The 24,423-nt window shown below is 56.9% G+C and carries 25 protein-coding genes and 2 pseudogenes; 11 read left to right on the top strand and 16 right to left on the bottom strand.

Translation table 11 applies throughout. From position 1 onward, the window contains the following. Positions 1-38: 38 nt before the first annotated feature. From OSH03_RS01455 to OSH03_RS01465, 3 genes are read left to right on the top strand one after another with little or no spacing between them, the layout of a single operon-like run. The gene (locus OSH03_RS01455) at positions 39-1,442 is read left to right on the top strand and encodes a cytochrome ubiquinol oxidase subunit I (protein WP_028013105.1); all 1,404 of its coding nucleotides are present in this window, start codon (positions 39-41) and stop codon (positions 1,440-1,442) included. Further along, complete coding sequence (gene cydB, locus OSH03_RS01460; RefSeq protein ID WP_166711100.1) at positions 1,442-2,452, top strand: cytochrome d ubiquinol oxidase subunit II; 1,011 nt, start codon at positions 1,442-1,444, stop codon at positions 2,450-2,452. The genes OSH03_RS01455 and cydB overlap by 1 nt, the downstream gene beginning before the upstream one ends. Positions 2,453-2,460: 8 nt before the next feature. After that, on the top strand, positions 2,461-4,086 hold the full coding sequence (locus tag OSH03_RS01465) for an alpha-amylase family protein (protein ID WP_266178056.1): 1,626 nt from the start codon (positions 2,461-2,463) through the stop codon (positions 4,084-4,086). On the opposite strand, the gene OSH03_RS01470 is transcribed toward OSH03_RS01465, so the two are convergent. The 4 genes from OSH03_RS01470 to OSH03_RS01485 are packed head-to-tail and all read right to left on the bottom strand — an operon-like array spanning position 4,087 to position 6,580. Next, positions 4,087-5,073, bottom strand: coding sequence for an SDR family oxidoreductase (locus OSH03_RS01470; RefSeq protein WP_266178057.1), 987 nt, complete (start codon positions 5,071-5,073; stop codon positions 4,087-4,089). Positions 5,074-5,090: 17 nt separating this feature from the next. Beyond that, a complete protein-coding gene (locus tag OSH03_RS01475) occupies positions 5,091-5,609 on the bottom strand; it encodes a 2-oxo-tetronate isomerase (protein WP_266178058.1) in 519 nt (172 codons plus the stop codon). Between the two features lie 11 nt (positions 5,610-5,620). Next, positions 5,621-6,067 (bottom strand): DUF421 domain-containing protein, encoded by a 447-nt coding sequence (locus OSH03_RS01480; protein ID WP_266178059.1) that lies wholly within the window; start codon positions 6,065-6,067, stop codon positions 5,621-5,623. Positions 6,068-6,076: 9 nt separating this feature from the next. Further along, complete coding sequence (locus OSH03_RS01485; protein ID WP_266178624.1) at positions 6,077-6,580, bottom strand: hypothetical protein; 504 nt, start codon at positions 6,578-6,580, stop codon at positions 6,077-6,079. A 139-nt stretch (positions 6,581-6,719) separates the two neighbouring features. On the opposite strand from OSH03_RS01485, the gene OSH03_RS01490 reads away from it, so the two are divergent. From OSH03_RS01490 to OSH03_RS01505, 4 genes are all read left to right on the top strand, one after another. Further along, complete coding sequence (locus OSH03_RS01490) at positions 6,720-7,109, top strand: YdeI family stress tolerance OB fold protein (RefSeq protein WP_061098261.1); 390 nt, start codon at positions 6,720-6,722, stop codon at positions 7,107-7,109. 64 nt (positions 7,110-7,173) lie between these two features. After that, entirely contained in the window at positions 7,174-8,058 is an 885-nt protein-coding gene (locus tag OSH03_RS01495; RefSeq protein ID WP_266178060.1) for an SDR family oxidoreductase, read from the top strand. 186 nt (positions 8,059-8,244) lie between these two features. Continuing rightward, positions 8,245-9,168 carry a LysR substrate-binding domain-containing protein gene (locus OSH03_RS01500; protein WP_151413756.1) on the top strand — a complete coding sequence of 308 codons (924 nt, stop codon included), beginning with the start codon at positions 8,245-8,247 and terminating at the stop codon, positions 9,166-9,168. A 253-nt stretch (positions 9,169-9,421) separates the two neighbouring features. After that, complete coding sequence (locus OSH03_RS01505; RefSeq protein WP_266178061.1) at positions 9,422-11,803, top strand: glucose/quinate/shikimate family membrane-bound PQQ-dependent dehydrogenase; 2,382 nt, start codon at positions 9,422-9,424, stop codon at positions 11,801-11,803. Positions 11,804-11,850: 47 nt separating this feature from the next. On the opposite strand, the gene OSH03_RS01510 is transcribed toward OSH03_RS01505, so the two are convergent. From OSH03_RS01510 to OSH03_RS01555, 11 genes and pseudogenes are all read right to left on the bottom strand, one after another. Continuing rightward, positions 11,851-13,542, bottom strand: a complete 1,692-nt coding sequence (locus OSH03_RS01510) for a methyl-accepting chemotaxis protein (protein WP_266178062.1) — start codon at positions 13,540-13,542, stop codon at positions 11,851-11,853. 160 nt (positions 13,543-13,702) lie between these two features. Beyond that, a complete protein-coding gene (locus OSH03_RS01515) occupies positions 13,703-14,821 on the bottom strand; it encodes an S-(hydroxymethyl)glutathione dehydrogenase/class III alcohol dehydrogenase (protein ID WP_041910069.1) in 1,119 nt (372 codons plus the stop codon). 31 nt (positions 14,822-14,852) lie between these two features. Continuing rightward, positions 14,853-15,128, bottom strand: coding sequence for a metal/formaldehyde-sensitive transcriptional repressor (locus tag OSH03_RS01520; protein ID WP_028013093.1), 276 nt, complete (start codon positions 15,126-15,128; stop codon positions 14,853-14,855). A gap of 229 nt (positions 15,129-15,357) precedes the next feature. Then, positions 15,358-15,735: pseudogene (locus tag OSH03_RS01525) on the bottom strand (hypothetical protein); the annotation flags it as partial. After that, positions 15,735-15,869 (bottom strand): annotated as a pseudogene (locus OSH03_RS22240) (terminase small subunit); the annotation flags it as partial. The pseudogenes OSH03_RS22240 and OSH03_RS01525, both read right to left, overlap by 1 nt. A 38-nt stretch (positions 15,870-15,907) precedes the next feature. Then, positions 15,908-16,147, bottom strand: a complete 240-nt coding sequence (locus tag OSH03_RS01530) for a hypothetical protein (RefSeq protein WP_151413798.1) — start codon at positions 16,145-16,147, stop codon at positions 15,908-15,910. Position 16,148: 1 nt separating this feature from the next. Further along, positions 16,149-16,625 (bottom strand): DUF2778 domain-containing protein, encoded by a 477-nt coding sequence (locus OSH03_RS01535; RefSeq protein WP_266178063.1) that lies wholly within the window; start codon positions 16,623-16,625, stop codon positions 16,149-16,151. Next, on the bottom strand, positions 16,622-17,104 hold the full coding sequence (locus OSH03_RS01540) for an Hcp family type VI secretion system effector (protein ID WP_151413800.1): 483 nt from the start codon (positions 17,102-17,104) through the stop codon (positions 16,622-16,624). The genes OSH03_RS01535 and OSH03_RS01540 overlap by 4 nt, the downstream gene beginning before the upstream one ends. A gap of 141 nt (positions 17,105-17,245) precedes the next feature. Continuing rightward, a complete protein-coding gene (locus OSH03_RS01545) occupies positions 17,246-18,016 on the bottom strand; it encodes an SDR family oxidoreductase (protein WP_151413801.1) in 771 nt (256 codons plus the stop codon). A gap of 55 nt (positions 18,017-18,071) precedes the next feature. Continuing rightward, a complete protein-coding gene (locus OSH03_RS01550; protein WP_266178064.1) occupies positions 18,072-19,271 on the bottom strand; it encodes an arabinose transporter in 1,200 nt (399 codons plus the stop codon). Positions 19,272-19,337: 66 nt separating this feature from the next. Then, the gene (locus tag OSH03_RS01555; protein WP_266178065.1) at positions 19,338-20,660 is read right to left on the bottom strand and encodes an amidohydrolase family protein; all 1,323 of its coding nucleotides are present in this window, start codon (positions 20,658-20,660) and stop codon (positions 19,338-19,340) included. 169 nt (positions 20,661-20,829) lie between these two features. On the opposite strand from OSH03_RS01555, the gene OSH03_RS01560 reads away from it, so the two are divergent. Further along, positions 20,830-21,735 carry a LysR family transcriptional regulator gene (locus OSH03_RS01560; RefSeq protein ID WP_266178066.1) on the top strand — a complete coding sequence of 302 codons (906 nt, stop codon included), beginning with the start codon at positions 20,830-20,832 and terminating at the stop codon, positions 21,733-21,735. Here the strand turns inward: OSH03_RS01560 and OSH03_RS01565 are convergent. Beyond that, complete coding sequence (locus OSH03_RS01565) at positions 21,648-22,619, bottom strand: LysR family transcriptional regulator (RefSeq protein ID WP_266178067.1); 972 nt, start codon at positions 22,617-22,619, stop codon at positions 21,648-21,650. The genes OSH03_RS01560 and OSH03_RS01565 overlap by 88 nt on opposite strands. 90 nt (positions 22,620-22,709) lie before the next feature. Between OSH03_RS01565 and OSH03_RS01570 the strand changes: the two genes are divergently transcribed. The 3 genes from OSH03_RS01570 to OSH03_RS01580 all read left to right on the top strand — a co-directional run bounded on the left by OSH03_RS01570 (position 22,710) and on the right by OSH03_RS01580 (position 24,419). Beyond that, positions 22,710-23,186: a GNAT family N-acetyltransferase gene (locus OSH03_RS01570; protein WP_045260478.1), complete on the top strand. Its 477-nt coding sequence runs from the start codon at positions 22,710-22,712 to the stop codon at positions 23,184-23,186. A gap of 172 nt (positions 23,187-23,358) precedes the next feature. Next, the gene (locus tag OSH03_RS01575; protein ID WP_151413805.1) at positions 23,359-24,027 is read left to right on the top strand and encodes an epoxyqueuosine reductase QueH; all 669 of its coding nucleotides are present in this window, start codon (positions 23,359-23,361) and stop codon (positions 24,025-24,027) included. Positions 24,028-24,146: 119 nt separating this feature from the next. Continuing rightward, a complete protein-coding gene (locus OSH03_RS01580) occupies positions 24,147-24,419 on the top strand; it encodes an ElaB/YgaM/YqjD family protein (RefSeq protein WP_028013089.1) in 273 nt (90 codons plus the stop codon). Positions 24,420-24,423 lie beyond the last annotated feature (4 nt).

Genomic DNA, 24,423 nt, shown 5'->3' on the forward strand with positions numbered 1-24,423 from the left:
GGCAATTCTCGTGCCCCATCGCTTCAGAGGTACGGACCATGTTCGAACTTGATGCATTCCATCTCGCCAGAATTCAGTTCGCTTTTACCGTCTCGTTTCACATCCTTTTCCCGGCGATTACCATTGGTCTTGCCAGCTATCTTGTCGTGCTGGAAGGCATGTGGCTACGCACCAAAAACGACGTCTGGCGCTCACTTTACCACTTCTGGCTCAAGATATTTGCCGTCAACTTCGGGATGGGGGTGGTTTCCGGGCTGGTCATGGCGTATCAGTTCGGCACCAACTGGAGCGGGTTCTCCCAGTTTGCGGGCAGTATTACCGGCCCCCTGCTGACCTACGAGGTGTTAACCGCCTTCTTCCTGGAAGCCGGTTTCCTTGGCGTGATGATGTTCGGCTGGAACAAGGTCGGCCCAGGGCTCCACTTTTTTTCAACCTGCATGGTGGCGCTCGGCACGCTGATGTCGACCTTCTGGATCCTCGCCTCAAACAGCTGGATGCACACCCCGCAGGGTTTTACTATCGAGAACGGGCAGGTTATTCCGCAGGACTGGCTGGCGATTATCTTTAACCCCTCCTTCCCTTACCGCCTGATTCATATGGCCATCGCCGCGTTTCTGAGCAGCGCGCTGTTTGTCGGCGCGTCGGGCGCATGGCACCTGCTGCGCGGTAACGATACCCCCGCCATACGGACCATGTTCTCCATGGCGATGTGGATGGCGCTGCTGGTTGCCCCCATCCAGGCCGTGGTGGGCGATATGCACGGCCTGAACACGCTTGAGCATCAGCCGGCCAAAATTGCCGCCATTGAGGGGCACTGGGAAAATCCGCCCGGCGAGGCCACGCCGCTGCTGCTGTTTGGCCTGCCGGACATGGACGAGGAGCGCACCAAGTACGGTCTGGAGATCCCCGCGCTCGGCAGCCTAATCCTGACACACAGCCTGGATAAGCAGGTTCCGGCGCTGAAGGACTTTCCGAAAGAGGATCGCCCAAACTCGACCATCGTTTTCTGGTCATTCCGCATCATGGTCGGAATGGGCCTGCTGATGATTACCCTTGGCCTGGTCAGCCTCTGGCTGCGCTATCGCCACCGGCTCTACCACTCGCGTCCGTTCCAGTGGTTTGCCCTCTGCATGGGGCCTGCCGGTCTGGTGGCGCTGCTCGCTGGCTGGGTCACCACCGAAGTGGGCCGCCAGCCGTGGGTCGTCTACGGCTATCTGCGCACGATTGACGCGGTCTCCCTGCACAGCACTCTGCAGATGAGCATCAGCCTGCTGGCGTTCTTCGTTGTCTACTCGTCGGTGTTTGGCGTGGGCTATGTGTACCTCATCCGGCTGATTAAGAAAGGCCCGCAGCCCGTCGATACGCTGACGTCAAACACGTCGGGCACCCCCGCCCGTCCGCTGTCTGCCGCGGAGTCTGTTCCGGAACAGGAGAGAAACTGATGGGCGTCGATATCTCTGTTATCTGGTTTGCCATCATCGTCTTTGCCACGCTGATGTACATCATTATGGATGGCTTTGATTTGGGCATCGGCCTGCTGTTTAACTTCGTGGGCGATGCCAAAGAGCGCGATGTGATGGTCAACAGCGTAGCGCCCGTGTGGGACGGCAACGAGACCTGGCTGGTGCTTGGCGGCGCGGGGCTGTTCGGCGCGTTCCCGCTGGCCTACGCGGTGATCATTGATGCGCTCACTATCCCCCTCACCGCGATGCTGATCGGCCTCATCTTTCGCGGTGTCGCCTTTGAGTTTCGCTTTAAAGCGACGCCTTCGCACCGCAAGTTCTGGGACTACTCCTTCGCCGGCGGCTCTCTGCTCGCCACCTTCAGCCAGGGGATCGTCGTGGGGGCGGTGATCAACGGCTTTGAGGTTGAGGGCAGACGCTTTGTGGGCTCGCCGCTTGACTGGCTGACGCCCTTTAACCTTTTCTGCGGTATCGGGCTTGTGGTCGCCTACACGCTGCTGGGCACCACCTGGCTTATCATGAAAAGTGAAGGCGCCTTGCAGCACCGCATGCGCGAACTGACCCGCCACGTGCTGCTGGCCCTGGTGGTGGTGATCGCGGTCGTCAGCGTCTGGACGCCGCTCGGCTGGCAGTACGTGGCCGACCGCTGGTTTACCCTGCCCAACTTCTTCTGGTTCCTGCCGGTTCCCCTGCTGGTAGGCCTGTTTAGCGTGCTGATCTGGCGGCTGACCCGCAACCCTGCCAGCCACTCGCGCCCCTTCCTGCTGACGCTGGGGCTGATATTCCTCGGATTTAGCGGCCTGGGTATCAGCCTGTGGCCAAACATCATTCCGCCGCGCATCACTCTGTGGGAAGCCGCGGCGCCCCCCGCCAGCCAGCTGTTTATGCTGGTCGGGACCCTGCTGATTATTCCGGTGATTCTGGTGTACACCGCCTGGAGCTACTACGTCTTCCGGGGAAAAGTTTCGGATACTGAAGGCTATCACTGAGGAACGCTATGACGGACTGGCATACACGGGCCATTATTTACCAGATTGATACCGCGCTTTTTTATGATATGAACGGCGATGGCTGCGGGGACATCGCAGGGATCGCGGCCAAGCTGCGCTATATTCGCCGCATGGGGGCAACGGTTATCTGGCTCACCCCGTTTTACCTCACGCCCTTTCTCGATGAGGGCTACGACGTTAGCGACCATCTACAGGTGGACCCCCGCTTCGGAAAACTGGCCGATATTATCGCCTTTATCGAACAGGCCCGTGAACTGGGCATGCAGGTCATTATTGAGCTGCTGATCCAGCACACCTCGGACGCCCATCCCTGGTTCCAGCAGGCACGCCGCAGCCCCGCCTCGCCCTACCGCGACTACTATATCTGGTCGGATAACAACGAAGACGACATGCCCCCCATGTTCCCCGGCGTGGAAAAAAGCATCTGGAGCTGGGACGACGAGGCGGGACAGTATTATCGGCACATGTTCTACCGCCACGAGCCGGACCTGAATCTGACCTCGCCCGCCGTGCTTAAAGAGATTGAGAATATTATCCTCTTCTGGCTCAAGCTGGGGGTTTCGGGATTTCGTCTGGATGCCGCATCACACCTCACGAAGCAGGCGGGCAACGGCGAAGAGAAAAAGGGTCTGTGGATCCTGGAGCACATGCGCCGTCTTATCGAACAGCGTAACCCGGACGCAATCCTGCTCGGTGAAGTGGACGTGGACGTGGAGGTTTATAAAGACTATTTCGGCAATAACGACCGCCTGCATCTGGTGCTCAACTTCTGGCTCAACAAGTATTTCTACGTCAGCCTGGCCAGAAAAAGCGCCCGCCCGCTGCGCAACGCGGTGAAGAAGATGATCGTCCCGCCCGATTCATGCTGTTTTGCCAACTGGCTGCGCAACCACGACGAGCTGGATCTCGAGGGGATTAGCAAAAAAGATAAACAGTTTGTCCTCGACACCTTCGCCCCTGACGAGGAGATGAACGTCTACCAGCGCGGGATCCGCCGACGTCTGGCACCGATGCTGAATGGCGACCCAAAGCGGCTGGCGTTCTGCCACGCGGTGCTCTTTTCCCTGCCGGGCGTCCCGGTGATGCGCTACGGCGATGAGATCGGCATGGGTGACGACCTGGAGCTGGAGGAACGCTACGCCGTTCGCACCCCAATGCAGTGGGCGGGCTCACGGGGCGGCGGTTTTTCGGCGGCCGATCCTGAAAAATTTATTGCGCCGATTATCGACCACGGCCCTTACCGCTATCAGAAAATCAACGTCGCCGATTCGCTGCTTCACCGCAACTCGCTCCTGCACCGGATCATTGATATTGCCAATACCCGATCGGAGTTCCCCGAAATTGCCGTGGCGCCCTTTCGCCTCATCGCCCTCGATCATGACGCGGTGCTGGGGATCTATTACGAGACCGACGAGCGCAGCATCCTGACCTTCGTTAACTTCAGCGACCAGCCGGTACAGTTCACCGCAAAGGGGATCCGCAACGCCACCTGGACCGCCTGCCTCGCGGACAAACGCTACGACGACGCGCTGGTTTGCGGCAAAACCGTCGAACTCAGTATTGGCGGCTACGGCTACCGCTGGTTCTGGACGCACCGCAGCGCGCTGCGCTGATTAGCGTTTCCGGCGGGTTATCAGGCGCGTCAGCATAATCCCCGCCACCGCGAGCGCCCCCAGCGCCACCTTGCCCGGCATACCGGAGGTGACGGACGGGGCGCGGTTCTTCGCTTCGTCGGTAAAACGACCGTGGATTTTGTGCAGGTCGTTAACCGGCTGGTCGAGATAGTCCCGACGATCCGCGGCGTTCAGATCGTCGGTCATCTGGCCTTCCCAGGCTTTTTTCACCATCAGCCGGTCGAGAAAACCGGGGAAGAAAAATTGCCCGACGATGGACTGGATGGTGCTGCTGCCCACCCACAGCTCGCGCACCGGTTTCTGCGCAACCTTAAAGATGGCCCTGGCGGCGACTTCAGGCTCAAAGACCGGCGGCACCGGGCGCATCGCCCAGGCGAACTTATTCCTCGCCCATTCGAACTGCGGCGTATTGAGCCCCGGCATCTGAACCATCGAAAGCTGGACCCGGCTGTTCTCGTGCATCAGCTCCGTGCGCACCGCATCGGTGAACCCGCGGATCGCCGCTTTCGCCCCGCAGTAGGCCGACTGCAAAGGGATGGAACGGTAGGCCAGCGCGGACCCCACCTGGATAATCACGCCCCTGTCGCGGGGCACCATCAGCTCCAGCGCGGCGCGGGTGCCGTTAACAAACCCAAGATAGGTAACGTCAGTCACGCGACGAAACTCATCCGGCGTCAGGGTGCGAAACGGTGCCAGCACGGCACCCATCGCATTGTTGACCCAGACATCAATCGCCCCGAGGCGATACTCAATCTCGTTAGCCGCATCCACCACCGCCTGGCTGTCGGCAACGTCCGCCTGCACCGCGTGGGCATTAACGCCAAAGCGGCGCAGCTCTTCCTGGGTTGAGTGCAGGCTGGCTTCATCGCGGGCGATAAGCCCCACATCGTAACCTGCCTTTGCAAAGTGCAGCGCCGTGGCTTTTCCCACGCCCGCCGTCCCGCCGGTAATCACTATGACCGCCATAGAACCTCCGCGTGAATTTAGCCGTTATTGCCGTCCGATAATGTCGTCACCAGTTCAGCGAGCGAATACTGCACCGCTTTTTCCACCACGTCCTGGCAGTCGCCGGAGAAAAGGACGGTACGGGTTTTCGTCTCACCGCAGATATTCCAGGCAAAACAGACCGTTCCCGCCGCCGTGCCGTCATCGCCCCCTTCCGGGCCCGCGTAGCCGCTGATGGCGATGCTAATATCCGCCTGGGCAATGTCGCGGATGCTGGCGGCCATCTCGGTCACCGTCTGTTCACTGACGGCGGTATAGCGCGCCAGCGTTTCAGGGCGCACGCCGAGGATCCGCGATTTGGCTTCATCGCTGAACACAACCAGCCCGACGTCATAAAAATCGGCCGTGTTTTCCTCTGCACACAGCGCCACCGAAAGCTTTCCTCCCGTGCAGGATTCCGCGGTGGTTAAGCGCAGCCCGGCATCGGTTAATTTACTCGCCAGCTTTTTGGTGAGTTCACTCACGGTATAATGACTGTCGTGTAAAAGATTGCTCATTTTGCCGCCTCTTATTTTTCAACAGGAATGATTGAAATATGTCCATTGCGCTCAAGTATGGCATATTTAATATCGCTCATTTCTGTAATGCCATTATTTTGACGCGCTGACACCAGAATATCATCACAAGATACGTCGACTTTTTTAAGCTTATCCGCTATGGGAACGCCATTCTCAACCAGAATCACAGGAGTTCCATCCAGGATATTCTCCACCGGGGAAAAATATTTCTTCATCAAGCCAAATATAATGTCAACGACCACCAGCGTGGTAATAGTAATCATTGCGCCGGTAACGGAGAAATCCTGCCCCAAAAGCGCCTGCTGCGTCGCCTCACTAATAATTAAGAGAAGGATGAGATCAAAGCTGGTCATCTGCAGCAGCGCGCGTCGCCCTGCCACTTTAAATACCACCACGAGAAACAGATAAATCGCCAGCGCGCGAAAGACCATATCCATATCAGCCTCCTAGGGGTAAATAAATTGCCAGAGGTTAATCTCCGGCTCGTTGTTAACGCGGATGACGGTGTTCCATTTACCGGCTCTGGAAGGTGTCGTGAAGTATAAAACAGAGAAATTGTCTGATTTTTGCAGGTCGTCATAGACCAAATAGAGGGTTTTTCCGTGGCTATACATTTTATCTGGCTGCGGCCAGACGCTGCCGGGCTCGTACACGTCGCTGCTATCGGTGGTCAGGCTGAGGGTATATCTGCCCTCCGTTTTCACCGGGAAGGTGACCTGCATTCTTGACTCCGTCTCCCGCCGGCCGAAGAGTTCATAGTTTATGCTCAATGAGTTAGCGGAATTGGTTTTGGCCGTATCGCTCACCGTTCCGCTTGAAAAAAGACCGGCAACCGCAGCGATGATAATAGCCAGCAGTACCACAAAACCCACCTGGCGAAATGTATATTCGAACCTCAGCAAGCGATAACTCTCATCTATCCCGGGTAACTTTTCATTTTCACGCTTCATGGTCATCGTCACCGTTTCGCTTATTTCATGATAGTTTTGATTTCCAAAGAGAATGTTTTTAAGACTTATCACATTTGCCACATAAAGGAATAGCAACAATACTTAATATGTCAAGACACTCAAAAATGAAGGATATCAGATGAAATTATCACTTATTTCCGCTTTTTTGATATTTCTGGTTCCAGCTGCATGGGCAGATAATAACGGCGGGTTACAAAAAGGTGAAGCGCCGCCGCCACCCCACGCGCTGGATAGCGGATATCGTGGTACCGACGACGCGCGTATTATGACCATCGATCAGGCAAAACAAATGCACGATGGCGCGACAATTTCATTGCGCGGTAATCTTATTGACGGTAGCGGCGATAAGTTTGTATTCCAGGATAAAACCGGAAAAATCGACGTTATTATTCCCCAGGCAGTCTTCGACGGCAGAACGGTAAAACCCGATCAGATGATCAGTATCAACGGTTCGCTTGATAAAAAATCATCGCCTGCCGTCGTTCGTGTTGATCGTTTGCAGAAATAATTCAGCGAAGCGTTAACGCTGCAACTATCCATCAAATCTCACCCCTTGGCTTAAGGAGTCAGCTATGAGTGATACTACACAACGTACGAACGCTTACCCGCAACCCCCTTTCCCGGAACAGCCGCAAACGCCGCCGGGACTGGCGTCTGAAATGAAGCCTGTACCCGACCACGGGGAAACAAGCTATAAAGGGCATGGCCGCCTTGCCGGCAAAAAAGCGCTGATCACCGGTGGTGACTCCGGCATTGGTCGCGCGGTGGCTATCGCCTACGCCCGTGAAGGGGCAGACGTTGCCATCAACTATCTGCCTGAAGAAGAGAAAGATGCCGCCGAGGTCATCGACCTGATCAAAGCGGAAGGCCGCAAGGCCATCGCGCTGCCCGGAGACGTGCGGGATGAAACCTTCTGCCAGAATCTGGTCGAAGAAGCCGTCTCGAAGCTGGGCGGGCTGGATATTCTGATCAACAACGCAGGCCGTCAGCAGTACCGGGAATCCCTTGAAGAGCTGACCACCGAAGATTTTGACGCGACGTTCAAAACCAACGTTTACGCCCCCTTCTGGATCACCAAGGCGGCCCTGCGCCACCTGAAAGCGTCGTCCGTGATCATTAACACCTCCTCCGTTCAGGCGGTGAAGCCGAGCCCCGTGCTGCTGGACTACGCCCAGACGAAGGCCTGTCTGGCGGTGTTTACCAAATCCTTAGCCAAACAGCTGGGTCCGAAAGGCATTCGCGTCAACGCGGTCGCCCCCGGCCCTTACTGGACGGTACTGCAGTCCAGCGGCGGCCAGCCGATGGAGAAAGTGAAGGAGTTCGGCGGCGATACCCCGCTGGGTCGTCCGGGGCAGCCCGTCGAGATTGCCCCGCTGTACGTCACGCTGGCCTCGGATGAATGTTCCTTTACCTCCGGTCAGGTATGGTGTTCTGACGGCGGCGACGGCGTGATTTAAAACCCGTTACGCTTTTTTCCCTTCCACGCAGTGAGCAATAAATGAACAAGGACGTTCATCACCCGCCCCGCCTGAAAAACATGTTGTAACTCAAACAGATCAAATGTTAAAAATATTTTGCTATCAGGTTATCAAAATTAAACAACTTAACTTGTCACCCGCATCGCTCTGTTTTTAACATCGCCTATGGAAAAAAATGGTCTGTTCAGTCAGCGCATACGCTTGCGCCATTTGCATACATTTGTGGCCGTCGCTCAACAGGGAACGCTGGGGCGCGCGGCTGAAACTCTTAACCTGAGCCAGCCTGCGCTCTCGAAAACCCTCAACGAGCTGGAACAGCTGACCGGCGCCCGGCTATTTGACCGCGGTCGGCTGGGGGCACAGCTGACTCTGGTGGGCGAACAGTTCCTGACGCACGCCGTGAAGGTGCTGGATGCGCTCAACACCGCAGGCCAGTCCCTGCACCGAAAAGAAGAGCACACCAGCGAGGTGGTGCGCGTCGGCGCCCTGCCAACCGCGGCGCTGGGGATTCTGCCGCCCGTTATTGGTCAGTTCCACAAGCAGCAGCGCAATACCACTATTCAGGTTGCCACTATGAATAACACCATGCTGCTCGCGGGGCTGAAATCCGGTGAACTGGATCTCGGCATCGGTCGAATGTCCGACCCTGAGCTGATGGGCGGTCTCAATTATGAGCTGCTGTTCCTGGAATCCCTGAAGCTGGTGGTTCGCCCCGATCACCCCCTGCTGCAGGACACGGTGACGTTAAGTCGGGTGATGGAGTGGCCGGTGGTGGTTTGCCCGAAAGGCACCGTCCCGCGCCAGGCCGCCGAATCCTTGCTGCAGATGCAGGGGTGTACGCTGCCTTCAGGGTGCATCGAAACGCTTTCGGCTTCCCTTTCGCGTCAGCTTACCCTGGATTATGACTACGTCTGGTTCGTCCCATCCGGTGCGGTAAAAGATGATTTACGCCAGGGCACGCTGACCGCCCTGCCGATAACCTCCCCCGGTGCGGGTGAACCCATCGGTATTTTGACCCGCGTGGATACCCCACTTTCCACGGGCGCACAAACGCTGCTGAGCGCGATTCGTAAATCCATGCCCGTTTGACCTCTTACCCCTCACCCTAACCCTCTCCCCTTAGGGGAGAGGGAACTGGCCCGTGCGTTAATCAAATAATGCGGAATGATTCATTAACAATTGCGTAAAACAATTTAACAGTTTTATCATAGCGACGGATTCACCAAATGGTTCGCTAATCATTTTATAAACACGAATTCACTCGTATTAATCATTATATTCCCCGCATTTATTATCCAACTGGTACATATCCGGCACGACGGGGGATTTAAAGGAGACAGAAATGGCATTTGGCAGCGCGCCGCGCGGGATACCTCGTATTCTGCAGTGGCTCCTTGCCGGACTGATGTTGCTCATCGGTCTGGCAGTCGGCGGGTTGGGCTTTAAGCTCGCCACCGTAGGCGGAAGTTTTTACTTCGTGATAATGGGCGTGGTGATGGTCATTGCCGCGCTCCTGATTTTCCTCAATCGCAGCAGCGGGATCGTGCTTTACGGCATCGCGTTTATTGCCTCGCTGTTCTGGGCGGTAAGCGATGCGGGCTGGGATTTCTGGCCGCTCTTCTCGCGCCTGTTCACCTTTGCCGTACTGGCCTTCCTCTGCGCCATCGTCTGGCCTTTCCTGCGCGCGGCCAACCGCGGCGCAGCGAATAAAGCCCCGGCTTATGGCGTTGCGGCGGTGCTCGCGCTGGCGATGCTGGTCAGCCTCGGCTGGATGTTTAAGCCGCAAACCCTCGTGGCGGCGAACGAGCCCGTTCCGGTGAAGCCCGTCGCCCCCGGCGAACAGCAGAGAAACTGGGAGCACTGGGGCAACACCACCCACGGCGACCGCTTCGCCGCGCTGGACCAGATCAACAAGCAAAACGTCAGCGATCTGAAAGTCGCCTGGGTGGCGCACACCGGCGATATTCCGCAGAGCAACGGCTCCGGTGCGGAAGATCAGAACACGCCATTGCAGATTGGCGACACGCTTTATGTCTGCACGCCGTACAGTAAAGTGCTGGCGCTGGACGTGGATTCCGGGAAGGAAAAATGGCGCTACGATTCTAAAGCCACCGCGCCTAACTGGCAGCGCTGTCGCGGTCTGGGCTATTTTGAAGATCGTTCAAGCGTGACAACGTCACCAAACGAAGCTCAGCCTGCGGCCTGCCCGCGCCGTCTGTTCTTGCCAACCACCGACGCACGTCTGATTGCCATCAACGCGGATACCGGCAAGGTGTGCGATGACTTCGGCGACCATGGCACCGTGGATCTGAGCATCGGCATGGGCGAGATCAAGCCGGGCTATTATCAGCAGACCTCCACGCCGCTGGTGGCCGGAAACGTCGTTGTCGTCGGCGGTCGCGTCGCGGATAACTTCTCCACCGGAGAACCGCCGGGCGTGGTGCGCGCATACGACGTTCACACCGGTAAGCTTGCCTGGGCGTGGGATCCGGGTAACCCGAACCTGACCGGCCTGCCGCCGGAAGGCCAGACCTACACGCGCGGCACCCCGAACGTCTGGTCTGCGATGTCTTACGACGCTAAGCTGAACCTGATCTACCTGCCAACCGGCAACGCCACCCCGGACTTCTGGGCGGGCGAGCGCACCCCGCTGGACGATAAATACAGCTCCTCCATCGTCGCCGTTGACGCGACCACCGGACAGGTGCGCTGGCATTTCCAGACCACCCACCACGATCTGTGGGACTTCGACCTGCCTTCCCAGCCGCTGCTGTACGACCTGCCGGACGGCAAAGGCGGCACCACGCCTGTGCTGGTGCAGACCAGCAAGCAGGGCATGATCTTTATGCTCAACCGCGAAACCGGTGAGCCGGTGGCGAAGGTGGAGGAACGCCCTGTTCCGGCAGGTAACGTTGAAGGTGAGCGCTACTCTCCGACCCAGCCGTATTCCGTTGGCATGCCGATGATTGGCAACCAGACGCTGACCGAGTCCGACATGTGGGGGGCGACGCCTGTCGACCTGCTGCTGTGCCGCATTCAGTTTAAGGAGATGCGTCATCAGGGCGTCTTCACCCCGCCGGGTCTCGACCGTTCCCTGCAGTTCCCCGGCTCGCTCGGCGGGATGAACTGGGGCAGCGTTTCCGTTGACCCGAACAACAGCCTGATGTTCGTCAACGACATGCGCCTGGGCCTGGCAAACTACATGGTGCCGCGCGCGAACGTGGCGAAAAACGCCAGCGGCATTGAGATGGGGATTGTCCCGATGGACGGCACGCCGTTCGGCGCGATGCGCGAACGCTTCCTGTCGCCGCTGGGTATTCCGTGCCAGAAGCCGCCGTTCGGCACCATGTCGGCCGTTGACCTGAAAACCGGCAAGCTGGTGTGGCAGGTACCGGTTGGTACCGTGGAAGATACCGGCCCGCTGGGCATTCGCATGCACATGCCGATCCCAATCGGGATGCCGACGCTGGGCGCGTCGCTTTCAACCCAGTCCGGCCTGCTGTTCTTCGCCGGTACGCAGGATTTCTACCTGCGCGCGTTTGATACCGCCACCGGGAAAGAGATCTGGAAGGACCGCCTGCCGGTCGGCAGCCAGTCCGGCCCGATGACCTACGTCTCGCCGAAAACCGGCAAGCAGTACATCGTCATCAACGCCGGGGGCGCTCGCCAGTCGCCGGATCGCGGTGATTACGTTATCGCGTACGCGTTACCCGATAAGCAGTAACAAATGAAAAAGGGACCGAAAGGTCCCTTTTTTTTGCCCGGTGCGACTCAGAACGTCTCCCAGTTATCCCCGGAAACCGTCGCCGCCGGACGCAACGGCGCGCTCGTCGCCACTGGCGCTGACGCCACCGCGCGGTTCGGCTTTGCACTGCTCAGACGAAACGCCCCGACCGCCTCGGTCAGGCGCGCGCCCTGCTCTTCCAGCGACGCCGCCGCCGCGGAGGCCTCTTCCACCAGCGAGGCGTTCTGCTGGGTCACTTTATCCATCTCCGAAATAGCCTGGCTGACCTGCACGATACCGCGGCTCTGCTCGTCAGATGCGGCAGCAATCTCCAGCATGATGTCGGTTACGCGCTTAACCGCCTCGACGATCTCATTCATGGTGTTGCCCGCGGCAACGACCTCACCGGAACCCTGGTCAATCAGAGAGACCGATTCGTTGATCAGGCTTTCGATCTCTTTTGCGGCATTCGCGCTGCGGCTGGCCAGAGTACGGACTTCGCTGGCCACCACGGCAAACCCGCGTCCCTGCTCGCCCGCGCGCGCCGCTTCTACCGCCGCGTTAAGCGCCAGGATATTGGTCTGGAAGGCGATGCTGTTGATCACCGCGGTGATCTCAGAGATTTTCTTCGAACTGCTTGAGATATTGCCCATGGTTTTCACCACGCCGGAGACCATCTGGCCGCCGCGGCTGGCTTTCCCGGAGGCATCTTCCGCCAGCTTGCTGGCATGATGGGCGTTATCGGCGTTCTGCTTCACCGTCGCGGTCAGCTGCTCCATGCTCGCGGCCGTCTGCTCAATGGCCGCGGCCTGCTGCTCGGTGCGCGAAGAGAGATCGGTGTTACCGGCAGAGATCTCGCTGGTACCCCGGTAGATCTCCTCCGCCCCCTGACGGACGGTGCCGACCGTTGTTTCAAGGGAGTGCTGCATGGTTTGCAGATCGCGCGTCAGGCGGCCAATTTCGCTGCGGCTCGTCGCATCGTCAGGCATCGTTAAATCGCCCTTCGCGATATTCTCGATGCGGGTGGCGGCACGCTGGAGCGGATTAATGACCGTGCGGCGCAGCACGACGAAGGTCATCGCGGTCAGCACCAGCGCCAGCGCAAACGCGCCCACCATAAACATCAGGCCCAGCTGCGTGCGGCTGTGCGCCTGCGCCGTCAGCGCATTGGCGCGGTCGGTGCGGATCTTAATCGCCTTCAGCAGAACGGCGTTGTAAGCGTCGTCCAGCGGGCGGGCGGTCTCATTTTCGTGGTTGATGATCGCCTCGAACATGCCGTTTTTGGCAAATTTGACCATCGGCTGGAGGCCCGCGATATAGGCGTCGTAGCGCGCCTTCAGGTCCGCATCCAGCGCTTCGTCCGCCGGGCTACGCACGGAACGATTCATATAGGCGGTAAAGCTATCCTGGGACTGCTTGATGCGCGTTTCCGCCTCGCGGATGTTCTGCTTCATGGCCTCCATCTCCGCGATACGGCTTGCCGCGCCGGCGTGGATCATATTGATACGCGCGGTTCGCAGATGGTTTGAGCTGTTCGACAGCCCCATACGCACCTGAATTTCTGATGTGACATCCTGCTGATCGTTATCGGCCTGCAGCAGGAAATACCCCGCCAGACCCGAGCTCAAGGCAAACAGCAGAATAATGCCACCGAGAATGGAGGAAAACAGCGGAACCAGCCTGATGTGATGCAGGAAGCTCAGCTTGCGCTGCGCCTGCATCGAAGAAGTGTTGTCCATGACCGTCGACTCTCTTATAGGTAAGATGCGTAAAAACACGCCTGTTAGATAGTCATCGGCAAGGTTGAGATTTAAATTACGGCTAAAAACGCCGCACTGGTCACACTTTAGAAAAGATTATTAAAGAAATGCCAGCGGCTAAAAACCGCTGGCAGAAGAGTTACTTGTCGCCGAAATGAATGACGGTGCGGATGGATTTTCCTTCGTGCATCAGATCGAACGCCTCGTTGATCTGCTCCAGCGGCAAACGGTGGGTGATGAACGGGTCGAGCTGAATTTTACCGACCATCGCGTCTTCAACCATGCCGGGAAGCTGGGTACGCCCCTTCACGCCGCCAAACGCGGAGCCGCGCCAGACGCGTCCGGTCACCAGCTGGAATGGACGGGTTTTGATCTCCTGGCCTGCCCCGGCCACGCCGATGATGATGCTCTCACCCCAGCCCTTGTGGCAGCATTCCAGCGCGGAACGCATCACGTTCACGTTGCCGATACACTCGAAGCTGAAGTCCACGCCGCCGTCGGTCATCTCAACGATGACGTCCTGAATCGGTTTCTCGTGATCTTTCGGGTTCACGAAATCGGTCGCGCCCATTTCGCCCGCCAGCTTGAATTTTTCCGGGTTGGTATCGACCGCGATGATACGCCCGGCCTTCGCCTGGACCGCGCCCTGAATCACCGCCAGACCAATGCCGCCGAGACCGAACACCGCCACGGTGTCGCCCTCTTTGACTTTTGCCGTGTTATGCACCGCGCCAATGCCGGTGGTTACGCCGCAGCCCAGCAGGCAGACTTTATCCAGCGGCGCCTGAGGGTTGACCTTCGCCAGCGAGATCTCCGCGCAAACGGTGTATTCGCTGAAGGTGCTGGTGCCCATGTAGTGATAGATTGGCTCACCGTTGTAGGAGAAACGGGTAGTGCCGTCCGGCATCAGCCCTTTCCCCTGGGTGGCGCGAACGGCCTGGCAGAGGTTAGTTTTGCCGGATTTACAGAACTTACACTCGCCGCATTCCGCGGTGTACAGCGGGATAACGTGATCGCCTGGCTTCAGGCTGGTCACGCCCTCGCCCACTTCCACCACAATCCCGCCGCCTTCATGACCCAGCACCGCCGGGAAGACGCCTTCCGGATCGTCACCGGAGAGGGTAAACGCATCGGTATGGCACACGCCGGTATGGGTGATTTTGATCAGCACTTCGCCTTTTTTCGGCGGTGCTACGTCGATGTCGACGATTTTCAGCGGCTGGCCGGGGCCAAATGCGACAGCAGCGCGAGATTTCATAGTGACGTCCCTTATTGTGAGGTGTGTGGGTTTATTTTAGATAAGAGCGCAGCAAATGGCCGACTTCCGCCATGCGTACGGCTCGCTGATCCGGCGTTGTGTCTCCCGTCACCAGCTCGTCTTTGAGATGAATTTCAACCATTTCGCCCATCAGGCCATTGGCAGCGCCGCGCACGGCGGCAATTTGCTGCAGGATGGCCAGACAGGGGTCGCCCGACTCCAGCGCGCGTTCAAGGGCATCAACCTGGCCCCGAATGCGACGAACGCGCGTCAGAATACGTTTTTTATCCTCGGGTGAGTGCGGCATATGCCCTCCTGATACTATAGGGGGGTATGGTACCCTTTTTAGTAATCTTCTGTAAACATTATGTTTTTCATGGTTATCAGCCATTTAGAAGATATGACGAAAAGACACTATCGGACATATTGAGCCTTTTTACTGCCCCCAAATTGCCCCTAAGACCTTTTTTGCCCCCAAATTTGCCCCCAAAATTCATGCTTTTGCGTAGCTCCTTCCAGTTTCATAACGTCCCACTTTCCGACAACCGCTCGATATAGTCCTCGCTAATCATCGCCGGGATAACAACATGATCGAAGCTCAGGCCCATTCCGCCAGCCAGCATAAAGCCGGAAAATTCTGGTCCCGGGTAACCACCACGACCACCGGTAATCTGGCCGCCACCAGCGCGGGAAACGGTCTGCCCAACCGAGCGCCCGGCGGCGTTGATAATTTCCCACTCGTCAGCCTGCTTTACGCCAAACTGACATGACCACAATTCCTGAGCCTCAGGGCTGGCGATAATGTCTCGCGTCCTACGGCTGTTTCGCTTCACCAGAGAATCAGAGAAGGAAATATTCAGGTTACGGAAGCGCCGGAGTTTACCTTCCTGCACCAGCGCATTGATATATGCCGGCATTCAGGGTTCGGATCAGCTGTATCGACAAAACCAAGGCCACCGTATTCTGGTCGCTGGCGGCCGTCCTTTGCAGCGGCGGCAGATGCGCGGTCAAACTCTGCAATGTCACGCCACTGGTAAAGATGGTTTTCGAAGATAAAAAAACCCGCCGAAGCGGGTTTGCGCAATTTTAACCTTTCTTTCTCGCTGAGCCCACGAGGAATATCAGCACGGCATTCATCAGCACTGACACGGCCATAATGCTGAACAGCACCATGTCACTCCAGTCCGTTTCCGTTATGAACCCCACTTTGTCGCTGTAGACGTCAAAAAGATATTCAAAGGGGAATACGATATAAATCACGGAGAAGATGACCAGAAACGAAATGAACTGAATCAGCCACATCCCTGCCTGTTTTGCTGGAGCCATGTTAATACACCTGTACAGTGCCGTAAGCGGACAACGAAGCCGTCACGAGGGTTTGAGGTGTTCTCAACAGTGCCTCCCGGAGAATGTGAAAGTGTGCCGGAGAAGGCAGCGTTATGCAGCCGTTGCTTATACCTTCATAACCTGCGGGATGCAGCCTGAAATTACCCCTTGCGACTTCTTCAAAGAAAGTTACGTCATCAATACTGGGATCGTCCCGGTACAATGCAAACCAAATAGAATGATCGGAACCCGTGTACTTGGTAGCGAAAAAATCTTTTACTCGTGTGCCGATGCTTTTTGGCCTCTCCACAATGTAATATTTACCTGGCGGAAGCGGCCCTATGTTCTTCACAGCAACTGAATCCGGGTTATTGCGGTGATGTCCTTCGTTACCGGAATAGGCTGGGAAAAAACCTACCCCCGGGCAGCTCAGGTTTGACAGCGCGTTACCGTTCAGCCTGAATGTGCAGTGTATCATCGTTCATTCCACGCATCAGTGAACATGATATTGCCATCGCAGTACTTCCATGTGATTTTTTCATAGCGCAGGGAAATCGCTTCGAGGTGGTTGTGCTTTTCGGTGCTGGCATTTTTGCAGTTATGCATCAGCGGACATACAGAGACGACTTTAACGCCCTCAAGAAGCATGTTGAAGTATTCGACTTCTTGCCCTGCGTCGTTGATTTTGTACCATTTAAATTCAGCGCTTTTCAGTGTCTGGCCTTTGGCCACAGCCTTGTAGAGGTATGGACTGGAGGAGTCAAACTCTTTCTCGAAGGTCAACGCGCTATGCATGCGGGTGCCGGTTATCTTGCCAGTCATATTATCTGTAGGCAAATGCAGACCATGAGCGAAGCTGTGGATCTCAATACTGCCATCTCGACCCTGTACATCTACAGAGCCAATAATGTCCGCGCCGCCATCGTCTTTCAACCATAAGTATGCTGGTATAGCCATGATTTATCTCCTTATAAAAACGCGGAGTATAACCATGCTCTTTATGAGGCTTAATTCAATTCGTGCTTACCGCCATAAGAAGTAATTCACAAAAAACCCGCCGAAGCGGGTTCACAGTTTGGTCCGTTGCCTGATTAAAGATTACTCCGGCAGCGCTATCCCTGAAATCTCTGTACAAATATCAATGAAGCGATCCTGCAATGCCGCATCGAGAGCCTGTTGATTAGCGGCCATGCGCTTCATGTGGTAGAAATATTTCCCCGTCACATCAGCCGCAGAATCATGGCTGGCGGCAAGCCATGCCTGAGTGCGATGCGCCTGGTCCATATCGTCCGGGGCATGCGGCCCACCCATTTTTGTCGGCACCCAGCCTGGCTCCAGGCTATTGCTCCGTACGTTACGCCAGCGACGCGCCAGAGCAAAAGCCAGCATAGCGTCATGTAATTTGCTCTCTGCATAGGCGTCAGCGCCGTTCCAGCGGCGTTTGCGCCAGAGAATATCGTCCAGGTTTGCCCGGACATGATGATGCATACCTGAACTCAGGTAGACGAGGCGCTGCGGGCGTTCAATCAGCGCGGTGAGGATGTAAGCCGAGAGCGTGTTGATCGCGAAAACATGCGGCAGCCCGTCGCGGGTCACGCGATGCGCTTCGTTGTAGCCAACGGCTGCATTGTGGATGACGGCATCGAAATGCCCCAGGTCGTTAACGCGTAATGCCGTTTCCCTGGCACCGGCGATGGTCTCCAGGTCACCCACAACGACGGCTTCAGCCTGAGGTAAGGCGCGTTGAGCGTCTTCCGCACGGCTGACATTACGCGCGTGGAGCACAACCTGATGTCCTTGTTGAACCAGCAGTTCGGCTGCCATCAGGCCGAGGCCCGTGGACGAACCGGAGATGAAAATGCGTGACATATAATTTCTCCAGATTATTAAACCAACAGCCGCGGCTGACGGCTTTGAGGTATGTTCAGAATTGCTGTCTGCGCGACGCGCTCGCAAGCAGCGCACCCAGCAGCGCACAGATCGCCCCAGACAGATATACGGCTGCATAGCTAAACTGACCGGCAATCAGGCCAGCTACAGGCCCGGCGATGCCATAAGCGACATCCAGAAAGGCAACGAAGGCGCCCATCGCACTGCCGCGGTTGGCTTGTGGAACACGTTTTAAGGCTTCGACGCCCAGCGCGGGGAAAACCAGCGCACAGCCCAGGCCGGTAACCAGAGCGCCGGCAAGTGCCATCCATTCGTTTGATCCCAGCCACAGCATTGCCTGTCCGAAAGCCTCAACCGCCAGGGACCAAACCGCAACGCGATAGCCGCCCATTTGGTCCGGTAGATGTCCGAAAGCGACGCGAACAAAAATAAAACCCAGACCAAAAGCAGTCATCACCAGGCCGGCGTTCTGCCAGTGATGCGCTGCAAAGTACAGCGAGGCAAAAGCGGTAAGCCCGGAAAGTCCGACACCCTGCAGCATCAATCCCAGCCCTTCGCGCCAGATGCGCCCTACTACGCGATGGAACGGCAGCCGCGGACCTCCCGGCGATCTATAGGATGCAGTGCCTAATGCAATCAGGACGGCCAGTAGCGGTGAAGCAATACAGGCAATCATCGCCGTCGCGAGGCTGTAATGCTGATATAACGCCATTCCAACCGGAGCACCAATCGACAGTGCCGCAAACATGGCGATGCCGGTCCACGACATTGACATCCCGGCGCGCTGAGGGCCGACGGAGGCAATTGCCCATGACACGCATCCCGTTACGAACTGGCTTTCGCCAAACCCGGCCATCAGACGCCCTGCGATAACAATGCAAAGTGTGGCGGTGGGCGACAGGTCCGTTGCCGAAGCCACCAGATATAGCCCTCCGGCCAGCGCCGAAAGGATCGCGCCCTGTAGAGCGGAACGTTTGCCGCCCTGCTGGTCGGTAACCCGCCCGGCGTAGCCGCGGGTAAGCACCGTAGCCAGGAACTGGATGCCGATGACCAGTCCCACCACGACGTTGCTAAAGCCGAGATGCCCGTGGATGAACAAGGGAATCACCGGCAACGGCAGTCCGACGGCCAGATAGCCAAAAAATAGCGCGGCAATAACGCCCGTTGCCGGGCGGGGAAGAAGTGCGGACGGAGCGTTATCCTCCGCTAGCCGCTTTATTACGTGGGCTTCCATCAAATTCTCCTTGATGATACAGGCGTAAGAGAGTTGAACGGCCCGGCGTATCGGGCCGCTCTGTTATCAAGATGCTGTAAAGAGATCGGTGTGATAGCCGCTGGCTTTGAGGAGATAATCGCGAGAGTGAATAATATCCGCGCTCAGCGCCGCCAGATCGATGCCCGTTAACTTGCCCGCACGCTTGCGCAGCTGGCCTGCCACCATCACGGTATCCACATCAGACCGTTCGATCGCCTGGACGACAGTGCCGATCGCGTTGGTCACCGGGAAAACGGCGACGCCGTTAGTACGAATCATGATAATGTCGGCCTGCTTTCCTGGCGTAAGGGTCCCAATCTGCTCCTCAAGCCCGGCCGCACGCGCGCCATTCACGGTTGCCGCCTTGAGGACCGCTTCTGCCGTGATGGGAGATGGCACGTTCTCCTCGCCACGGAAGCGACGGTAGCGCATAGCCGAACGCTGCTGAGCGAACAGCGCGTGCATTTCTCCGAACATATCGCTGCCAAACGCCGTGTCCAGGTCGATGCCCAGCGCCGGAGTTAAGCCGTTATCAACGGCCTGCTGGTAAGCAAAGGTTTCATCGTCGAAGCCAAATAACGCATCCGAACGTGGATTGACCGTGACGTTGACCCGGGCATCCGCCAGAAGCTTCCACGTATCCTGAGGCACCCTTGAGCAGTGATTGAAAATGTTATCCGTGCCCAGTACGCCCGGTCTGGCAAACTCGTGGCCGAGATTTGCCAGATCGCCGATGAATTCAGTCAGAATACGCATGTCGAGCTTGCGTGCGACCGCCCACCAGTCAAGATTGAGCTGACCAAACAGACCCACCTGAACAAGGCTGTCAGTGGAGTTCCAGCGTTGTGACAGCCGCGCCAGATCGTTCGGCAAATGCGCGGATGGAGCACCCTTGTCCATTGCCGCACCAACCATGTGCAATGCACGAATGCCGCTTTCGCTCAGAGCATCAAGTGCGGCATCGGTATGCTCCGGGCTGCGCGAGTTGTGGCAGGCATCAATAATGGTCGTGATACCAGCGTCCAGCGAGGCAAGTGCCGTGAGCTTTGTACTCAGGTACATGTCCAGTGGACGATAATGTTTGCCCAGCTTCTCTGCGACGACATCAATGTAAGCAAAAAGGTCATCGACGTCCGGCATCATGCGTCGCATAACCCCGAGCCACATGTGGTGATGTGCATCAATCAGGCCGGGCATAACAATATGATCGGTGGCGTCAATCACATGGGCGTCATCTGCGTGCAGATCCGGACCTACAGCCGCTATCCGGTCGTCCTGCACAAGCACATCGCCCACGGAGAGATTAGGTACATCAGCATCCAGGGTCAGGATAATGCCGCCTTTAAAAAGCGTGCGCGTCGTTGTCATTTCGTGTTCCTCTGGGTTAAGTGGTGCCGTTCGTTGCGCGGTTTGCCAGGACGACGATCGTCAAAATTGCTCTTCGCAGCGAACGGGCTGACACAATAGGTTGCGCGCCATCTTTGATAAAGGTAGGTTTATTCAAATTATATTTGCATAAAGTCAAAGGTGAGCGAAGATGAGTTTTGACGGTCGGTTACTGTCAGGATTAAGCGTACTGGCTGCGGTAGTAGAGTCGGGTAGCTTCAGCCGCGCTGGAGAAGTGCTGGGGCTATCCGCGTCAGGCGTCAGCAGATCGATAGACAGGCTTGAAGAGAGGCTCGGCGTGCGCTTGCTGAACCGGACGACGCGTACCATGAACCTGACGAATGAAGGACGGGCTTTGTATGAGCGCGCCGCTCCACATCTGGAAGGTATCGAAGTTGCAGCAAGCTACGTTGCCGGTGCCGCCGTGGCGGTTCGGGGTGCATTAAGGGTCAGCGTTAATCCAATATTTGCCCGACATATTTTGGCGCCTAACCTGCCGCTGTTACGCGAACGTCATCCGGAACTGGAGCTGACGGTGGTCCAGCAACCGGACGTCGGGGATTTAGTGACGGAGGGAATTGATGTTGCGGTGCGTTTCGGGCCGCAACTCCCCTCAACGATTACGTCAAAATTGTTGTTAAAGACGCGCGTGCTGACGGTCGCATCACCGGCCTATCTGGAACGGTACGGGCGACCGGAGCATCCTGAAGCGTTGAACAGGCACGAGTGCATCCAGTTCATCGATCCTCGCCGCGGTAGGCCGTTTGAATGGGAATTCCGCCGTGGTCGGGAAGTACTCACGGTTGAAACCCGTGGCCACCTCACCACAACCGACGTCGATCTGATGGTTCAGTCCTGCGTAAGTGGCGTTGGCATTGCCCAGGTGCTTTCGCTCAGCGTTGCGCAGCAGATCGCTGACGGAATGCTGGTCGACCTTTTCCCGGAATGGCCGGACGAAACCTATCCACTCTATATCACCCGCCCTTCACGTCGGCTTCCTCCCGCCGCAGTCGAAGCCTTTATGGAATTTTGCACCAGCATTTGCAGCGCCTCCTGAAGCCAGCGGGTCGCCCCCCGCTGGCCGCTGCGCTTATGCGAGTAAATTTTCACCTCAAACCTGGGAATAGAGAACGGTAAGGCAAAAATCCTGAGTTCCGCTGCCGCAACCAGCTTCTCGGCGGCGTAACGAGGAATGGCCATCAGCAGGTCGCTTTCCGCTACGATAAACGGTGCGCTCAGCATCGACGGCGTTTTGATCGCAATGTGCCGCGTATAGCCCAGCTGCTCAAGCCGCACGTCCAGAACGCCCTGCTTTTCATTCCACGGCGTCACCACCAGGTGCCGGGCAACGAGGTAATCCTCCAGCGTCAGCCGGGTCCGGCGCGCGTTGCAGATGACCACATACTCATCTTCAAACCAGCCGATCTCCTCCAGCTCCGGATGGCGACTCTCCTCCGGGGTGCTGAAACCGAGCGCAAGATCCACCTCACCGGCCAGGAGTTCCGTCAGCGCCGGGCTGTGCGGCAGATAGCGCAATTCGAAACGCAAGCCCGGGGCAGCAGCCTGCAGCTTGTGCATCAGGGCGGGAAAAATACACAGCGCGGTAAAATCCGTAATCCCAATTTGTAAGCTTTCGGTACTGCTGGCGGCGTCAAACTCCGGCTGCGGGGTCAGCTCCTGGTTAAGGAATGACAATGCGGAAGCAATAGAAGGCGCAAGCTGAGCGGCATACACGCTAGGGGACATACGATGCCCTTCCCGGAAAAAGAGCGGATCGTTAAGGGTCATGCGCAGACGCGACAGCGCATGGCTCAGCGCCGAGGTGCTCATCGCCAGCTCGTCGGCTGCGAGGCGAACGGAACGGTGGCGGTAAATGGCGTCAAAAACGGGCAGCAGGTTTAAATCAAGACGTCTCAGAGCCGGATGCATAATATTCATCATTCGTTGATTTCATTGCACTTAATTCTTCGGACAATACTCCGTATGCTTAACGCCATCAATCGCGAACCGTGCAAAAAAACAGGAAAAACAATGAGCATAACCCTTCGTCAGGCCCGTCCCGAAGATGCAGCGGCTATTTACGCCATGATCTATGAGCTGGCGGTGTATGAAAAAGCGCCCGAAGAGGTCGTAACCACGCCGGACGAGATCCGGGAAACCCTCTTTGGTGCGGGCAGTAAAACCGAGGCCTTGATCGCGGAGTTTGACGGCAGGATCGCCGGCTATGCCGTGTTCTTCACCAGCTATTCGACCTGGCTTGGGCGCAACGGGATTTACATGGAAGACCTGTATATTTCTCCGGACTATCGCGGTAAGGGCGCGGGCAGAGCGCTGCTGAAACATATCGCGCAGCTCGCGGTTAAACGGCAGTGTGGCCGCCTTGAATGGAGCGTGCTGGACTGGAACCAGCCCGCCATCGATTTTTATCTGAGCATTGGCGCGCTGCCGCAGTCCGAATGGGTGCGCTACCGTCTTGACGGCGAAGCGCTGCTTAAATTTGCCGAATAATGACCACCTGAGCCGTATGTTCCCCTCACCCTAACCCACCCCCAAAGGGGCGAGGGGATTGTTCGCTGCTTGCGTTTATTTATGGGGATCCCTCAGCCCATCGGTACTGTCTGAAGAGATTAATATCTTGTGCTACAATTCCATAAATTTCATTAACATATTGTAGAACAACATGAGTACAACTCCCTTCATCCGCCCGCAACTCAGCCTGCCAAACGGCGCCGATAAGCTTCTGCTGCACTCCTGCTGCGCCCCCTGCTCCGGTGAAGTAATGGAAGCTATTCAGGCCTCGGGCATTGATTACACCATTTTCTTCTACAACCCCAACATCCATCCGCAAAAGGAATACCTCATCCGCAAGGAAGAAAACATTCGTTTTGCAGAAAAACACGGCGTGCCGTTTGTTGATGCCGATTACGACACCGATAACTGGTTCGAACGCGCAAAAGGCATGGAGTGGGAGCCCGAGCGCGGCGTCCGCTGCACCATGTGCTTCGATATGCGCTTCGAGCGCACGGCGCTGTACGCGGCGGAAAATGGTTTTAGCGTTATCAGCAGCTCGCTGGGGATCTCGCGCTGGAAGAATATGCAGCAGATCAATGACTGCGGCCAGCGTGCGGCAGCGCGCTATCCGGGGATGGTCTACTGGGACTATAACTGGCGCAAACAGGGCGGCTCATCGCGCATGATTGAGATCAGCAAGCGGGAACAGTTTTACCAGCAGGAATATTGCGGCTGCGTGTACTCCCTGCGGGACAGCAACCTGCACCGCAAGTCTCAGGGTCGCCCGCTTATCCGCATTGGCAAACTGTATTATGGCCAGGATGAGAGCGAAAAATAACGCCCTCTTCTGGTGTAGATATATCCGAAAACAGGCCAATTCCCTCCGAAATTTAGCGTTACGCCTCTCATCTTTTCAAAGAGAGGCTATCCTTTAACTATCAACAAAAGGAGGCAAAAATGTCTGATTTCGGTACTGATAAAAACACCCAGTTTGCTGAAGACAAAGCAAAAAATAAATTTGATGAACTTTCAGGTTCAGCCCAGCAGCAGTTCGGTGAATTTGTTGATTCACCGAAGCATCAGGTAAAAGGCGCTGCGAAAAAATATGCCGCACAGGCCAGCGATGCCGTCTCTGACGTGACTGAAGCGGTCAGAAATAATCCGCTTACCGGTCTTATCGCCGCGGGTGCCGTCGGTATTGTGCTTGGTCTGTTGCTGGGACGCAAATAATCAA

Source organism: Enterobacter nematophilus, from assembly GCF_026344075.1.
GTDB lineage: Bacteria > Pseudomonadota > Gammaproteobacteria > Enterobacterales > Enterobacteriaceae > Enterobacter > Enterobacter nematophilus.